This window comes from Binatus sp. (SeqCode), from assembly GCF_050013435.1.
Taxonomy (GTDB): Bacteria; Desulfobacterota; Binatia; order Binatales; family Binataceae; genus Binatus.
The window spans coordinates 1-4782 of the sequence record NZ_JBEKFG010000126.1 but is presented as its reverse complement, the minus strand read 5'-3'; the positions used below and the strand labels follow the sequence as shown (position 1 = coordinate 4782).

At 59.4% G+C, this 4782-nt stretch carries 7 protein-coding genes; 6 read left to right on the top strand and 1 reads right to left on the bottom strand.

Going from position 1 to position 4782, the window contains the following annotated elements; genetic code table 11:
* The 6 genes from ABSB13_RS16575 to ABSB13_RS16550 form a co-directional block, all read left to right on the top strand.
* On the top strand, positions 1-398 hold a 398-nt coding region (locus ABSB13_RS16575), incomplete at its 5' end, for an ABC transporter permease (RefSeq protein ID WP_428110425.1).
* 1 nt (position 399) lies between these two features.
* Complete coding sequence (locus ABSB13_RS16570; RefSeq protein ID WP_428110424.1) at positions 400-1482, top strand: ABC transporter permease; 1083 nt, start codon at positions 400-402, stop codon at positions 1480-1482.
* Positions 1483-2120: 638 nt separating this feature from the next.
* Positions 2121-2417, top strand: a complete 297-nt coding sequence (locus ABSB13_RS16565; RefSeq protein ID WP_428110422.1) for a toxin-antitoxin system TumE family protein — start codon at positions 2121-2123, stop codon at positions 2415-2417.
* Complete coding sequence (locus ABSB13_RS16560; protein WP_428110421.1) at positions 2414-2791, top strand: HVO_A0114 family putative DNA-binding protein; 378 nt, start codon at positions 2414-2416, stop codon at positions 2789-2791. The genes ABSB13_RS16565 and ABSB13_RS16560 overlap by 4 nt, the downstream gene beginning before the upstream one ends.
* Before the next feature lie 81 nt (positions 2792-2872).
* Positions 2873-3391 carry a hypothetical protein gene (locus ABSB13_RS16555; protein ID WP_428110419.1) on the top strand — a complete coding sequence of 173 codons (519 nt, stop codon included), beginning with the start codon at positions 2873-2875 and terminating at the stop codon, positions 3389-3391.
* Between the two features lie 365 nt (positions 3392-3756).
* On the top strand, positions 3757-4137 hold the full coding sequence (locus tag ABSB13_RS16550) for a hypothetical protein (RefSeq protein WP_428110418.1): 381 nt from the start codon (positions 3757-3759) through the stop codon (positions 4135-4137).
* A gap of 4 nt (positions 4138-4141) precedes the next feature.
* Here the strand turns inward: ABSB13_RS16550 and ABSB13_RS16545 are convergent, their stop codons facing one another.
* Positions 4142-4573 carry a hypothetical protein gene (locus ABSB13_RS16545; protein ID WP_428110416.1) on the bottom strand — a complete coding sequence of 144 codons (432 nt, stop codon included), beginning with the start codon at positions 4571-4573 and terminating at the stop codon, positions 4142-4144.
* Positions 4574-4782: the final 209 nt, after the last annotated feature.

The following is a 4782-nucleotide window of genomic DNA, read 5'->3' as shown; positions in this document are numbered from 1 at the left end:
TTGGCATCTCCGGCACCGCGGGCCTGATGCGCCTGATGCGCTCGCAGATTCTCGAAATCAAGAATTCGGAATTCGTGCGCACCGCGCGCGCCAAGGGATTGTCCGAGCGCGTCGTCATCTACAAGCATGTGCTGCGCAACGCGCTGAACCCGTTCGTCACGATGGCGGGATATTCGCTGGGCGATCTGCTCGGCGGCGCCGCGCTGGTCGAGGCCGTGATGAACCTGCAGGGTCTCGGACTGCTGATGCTCGACGCGGTGCGCTCGCTCGACATCTACCTGGTGATGGGCTCGGTCCTGATGGGCACGATTCTGTTGCTGGTCGGCAACCTGCTCGCCGACATCGCGCTGGTGGCGGTAGACCCGCGCGTCGATTTTTCGTCGGTGACGGCGGATTGAGATGAACGTGAACGCCACGATGCGGACGAATCTCCCGGGCGCTACGATAGCCGCGCGAAAAACGTCGGGCGTCGGCCGCGAATGGCGCCTCGCGTCGCGGACGGTCCGCTTTTCCGCAATCTGCCTCGCGATGTTTTACCTGCTCGCCGCCGCGTCGCCGTTCTTCGCGAGTTACGATCCGACCTATCAGAACCGCGAGATGCCCGATTGTCCTCCGATGTCGCTCCACATGAATGCGCCGTCGGACTGGCCGCGCGCGCTGTTCTACACCCATCCGATGCGCATGCAGGATCCGACCGCGCGCACCTTCGTTGCCGACACTTCCCGCCGGCTCGACATACATCTGTTCACGCGCGGGCATCTATTCACCACCGACAACGAGCGCGAGCCGTACTTCATGCTCGGCAGCGACGGACTGGGGCGCGACCTCTATTCGCGAATCGTGTACGGCTCGCGGGTGAGCATGTGCGTCGGGTTGATCGGCGTGCTGATCAGCTTCTCGCTCGGCATCACGATTGGCGCGCTGTCGGGCTATGTCGGCGGGACGGTCGATTTCCTGATCATGCGATGGTCCGAAATCGAGATGTCGCTGCCGTCGTTCTACTTCCTGCTCGCGCTGGCGGCGGTGATTCCGTCGGGGATGAGCACGGTCGCGACGTTCTTCATGATCGTGGCGATCATGAGCTTCATCAGTTGGGCCGGCTTTGCGCGAATCATTCGCGGGATGGCGTCTTCGGTGCGCTCGCGGCCATACGTGGAGGCGGCGCGCGCGCTGGGCGCGTCGCGATGGCGCATCATCACGCGTCACATCATTCCGTCGGTGATCGGCTACGCGATCGTCGCGGCCACGCTCTCGATTCCGGGCTTCATCCTCGGCGAAAGCGCACTCTCGCTGCTCGGTCTGGGAATTCAGGAGCCGGCGGCGAGCTGGGGAAACCTGCTCGCGCAGGCGCAAGACGTGCAGAACCTCGCGCGCTACCCATGGATACTGATTCCGGGCATCTTCATTTTCCTTGCGGTGATGTCGTTCAACTTCCTCGGCGACCACCTCCGCGACCGGCTCGATCCCACCACCGCCGGATGAAGCACGCCCCCGCGGATCGACCCCGGCTCCTTGCTGTCTTTGTGTCGTTCTAGATCGCAGAATCCCGAATCCCGACGTTTGCTTGCCGGGTAGTTTTTGGGGGAAAAGCTGCAATTTCTACCATCCGTAGTGGTTCTGTGACGGGTATACCACCAAGGGTAGTTTCGTTCCGTCAAAAATAATTTCAGTCGAGAGCGGGGGTCGCCCGATGTCGGGTGAGCCGGGCGAGTAGGGGCTATCCTGGCGGTTGACCATAGCGCACGCATAGCACGCAACGGTCGGCGCGGGCAGGCTGAACTAGTTCATCCGGCAGGGGCTGACCCCTGCACCCAGTGTCCATCGCGAAATCCCGAGGACGGTCTTTCGCTCTCAGGGTCGAGAGGGAAAGATGCGTCGCGCATATTTTCCGATTCACATTGGCCCGTCGTGCCAATCGCCGGGCTTCGCCCGGTTAGAACTTTTTTTTGTGTCATTCTAGAGCGCAGCGAAGAATCCCGGATCCTTTCCTCTCGCCCCGTCGGGAGAGGCCGCGCCTCCGGTAGTGCTCTGAGCACTACGGCGCCTCCGGCGGGCTTGCGTTATTGCCTGTTGGAAGATTCCAGTACATGGCGTAGCATGCCATGTAGAGGCGGTGAGGGGTGGCGCGGGCCAAACTGATCAGGCGGCGGAAGTGGACGGACGAGCGAGGAAATCTCTACGAGATTGTCCTCTGGAAAGTCGAGAAGAATGCTCGACACCCCGAAGGGGTTCGGTATCGGCTTGCGTTCATTCGTTCAGGTGAAGAAACGCCCGCGATTCTGTATGACAATCATCATCCCAAGGGCCACCATCGTCACATTGGCACGCACGAGCAGCCGTACAAGTTTTCGACGGCGCGGCGGCTCATCGCCGATTTTCTCGCACAAGCAAGGCAATTCGCAGGAGATGAAAAATGAAGACAGTGACATTTTCGATCGGGCCGCTGGCTCAACTCGCAGACGATTTCTCCAGGACCTTCGACGCCGTTCGGACCGGGCGGCGCATTGCGCGCAAACCGCGCGACGAGGTCGGCTTCACCAGCATTGAGGCTGCCCGTAACTTTCTGACCCGTGAGAGGCTCGCTCTTATGCGTACGATCCGGACCCGTCATCCCGGATCTCTCTATGAACTGGCGAAAATGGTCAAGCGCGATTTCAAGAACGTCCAAGAAGACGTTCGCATTCTGGAGCGGCACGGTCTTGTGCGGATTGCAAAAGAGCCGCGGGGCAGGCGCAGAGTCAAAGTGCCGCACGTCCTGTTTGAGGAAATTGCGCTCCGCATCGCAATCTAACTATTCGACGGGGCCTCACGCGCCTCGCGCGGGCAGGGGCCCTTGCTCGCATAGCTACAAAATCATAGGTTTTCGGTTCTGATGAACCGGATCGCGGCGAGCTTGGCGCTTCTGCTGGCCCTTGCGCCAGGGGCGAGCGCCGGCTCGCTCTCGCCGCCCACCCCTGAACCGACGCCGATACTGTGGCCGTGGCAGTGCCTTCCTGACCGAAACCATGCCGCAGCCGTGCAGAGCCAGTGCGACCGCGTGAGCGAGATAATTCAAGGAGCCGCCGAAGCTCGCGACTCCGGATATTCGCACCGCAAGTACAAGGACGAAATACATGTCGCGGTCAGCAAGGGACTGTTGGGTCCTGTGTACGAGGTTCGCTACCCCCCAAACAACCTCGGGCTGCCTGAATTGACGACCGACCCGCGCGGGCTGGATGATTGCGAGATCGCGAATATAGACATTTTCTGGGACCGGGTGATCGACGCCGCGTGGTCGAAAACGCGTCGGCCCGAACTGCTGGTTTCGGTGTTTGAGCGCGAATGCAAAAGGTTTGTCGAGTTCGAGCAGGAAGGAGAACCTCAGCCTGTCGATCAGTCCGGGGACCGGTAATCGGTCAAGCGTTCTACTACGACTGTTACGCACCCAGTTCGCCGAACTACGGCATTTCTTGGGAGTGCGCATCGCGTTGCCGTTGAAGATGCCGCGCCTGCTCGATGCGGGACGCCCGCTCATGCCGCTTCCTGATAGAGATACTTCTGGAAGCCCGCGAGGACCTTTCCGATCTCCTCGAATCTGCCGACGCCCCTAGTTGACCGCCAACAATGCGGTAGGGGTGATCGCGCAGGTTCACGCTCGCAGCGAAAAAGTGTAGGCTCGGCCCATGCCGAGTAACGACAGCCGATCCAGTTCAGACGCGCCTTTCTCGCGCTTCGAGAGGGTGATGAAGGCGCTGGTCCAGGTTCCGAAGAAGGAAGTTGAAAAGAAGACTGCGCGGGCACGAGCGCGGCGAAGAAAGCCCGCCAAACATGTGGGTTAAGGCAAGGCTGGTCGCGCTGCTCGCGACCATCGCTGCGTCCCTGCTCTGGTCTTCGAGCTTCGGGCAGGAGACCAAGGTATGCACGATCACACACGACGCTCCGATTATCAGGGTCTTTTTGAGCGAAGATTATGACGCGCTTATGACGGCAGGTATGAAGGACAAGGCCGCGAAAGATGTGGCTTGTGTGGTCCCAAAGGGAACTAAGGTTGTGATCGCGGACTTTGGCGCAGCATACGTTAGCGCGCACGTGGTGAGTGGCCCGCAAGATGGTTGCGTCGGAAATCTCGCTCGGCGTTATTATTCCTGCAAACATTAGATCGTTATCGCCACTGATCAAGTCGCTTGCCGAAGTTACCTAACTCGTCGGCGATATATTTCAAATTCGTGATTCTCCTCCGTATTTCGTCTTCTTTGGCCGACGACCGCTCTATAGGGTGCTGAGGTAGCCACCAGTTTTCTAAGTCGATGCCCAAGGCGCTTATTTCACTCGCCATTTTGGCTATCGATTGAATCAGGTCATAACCTGAAAGCGGCTGAGCGACCGCTACGAGAGATGCTGTTTCGTGTTTACGATCCTCCCTTAGTCGCAGAACCGCCAGCACGATGGATGCCGTGATGCAGCCGCCACCAAGCATGTACGAATCCACCGCAATTAACGGATAGTCGGGGTGCACGGTGTACCCTCCATAACCGATTCCCAACCCTCCGAAGAAGAGGGCGAGCAGAATTCCCACAAAGGTCCCAAGCTCCATAAGACGCCTCCCCGCATCGGGAGACAGACCCCCGAATCATGCGGAGGTTTTATCATCCCGGCCGTGTGTCCATTAAGTCCCACGGAACCGCCCAAATTAGGGCAATAACCTAGTTGACTCACCCGCGCTTTCCTGCTATATTTGAGTTATGGAACAGGAACAAACCCAATGGCCAAGCAGCCTGATCGAGGCTGTTCGCTTCTTTTCTG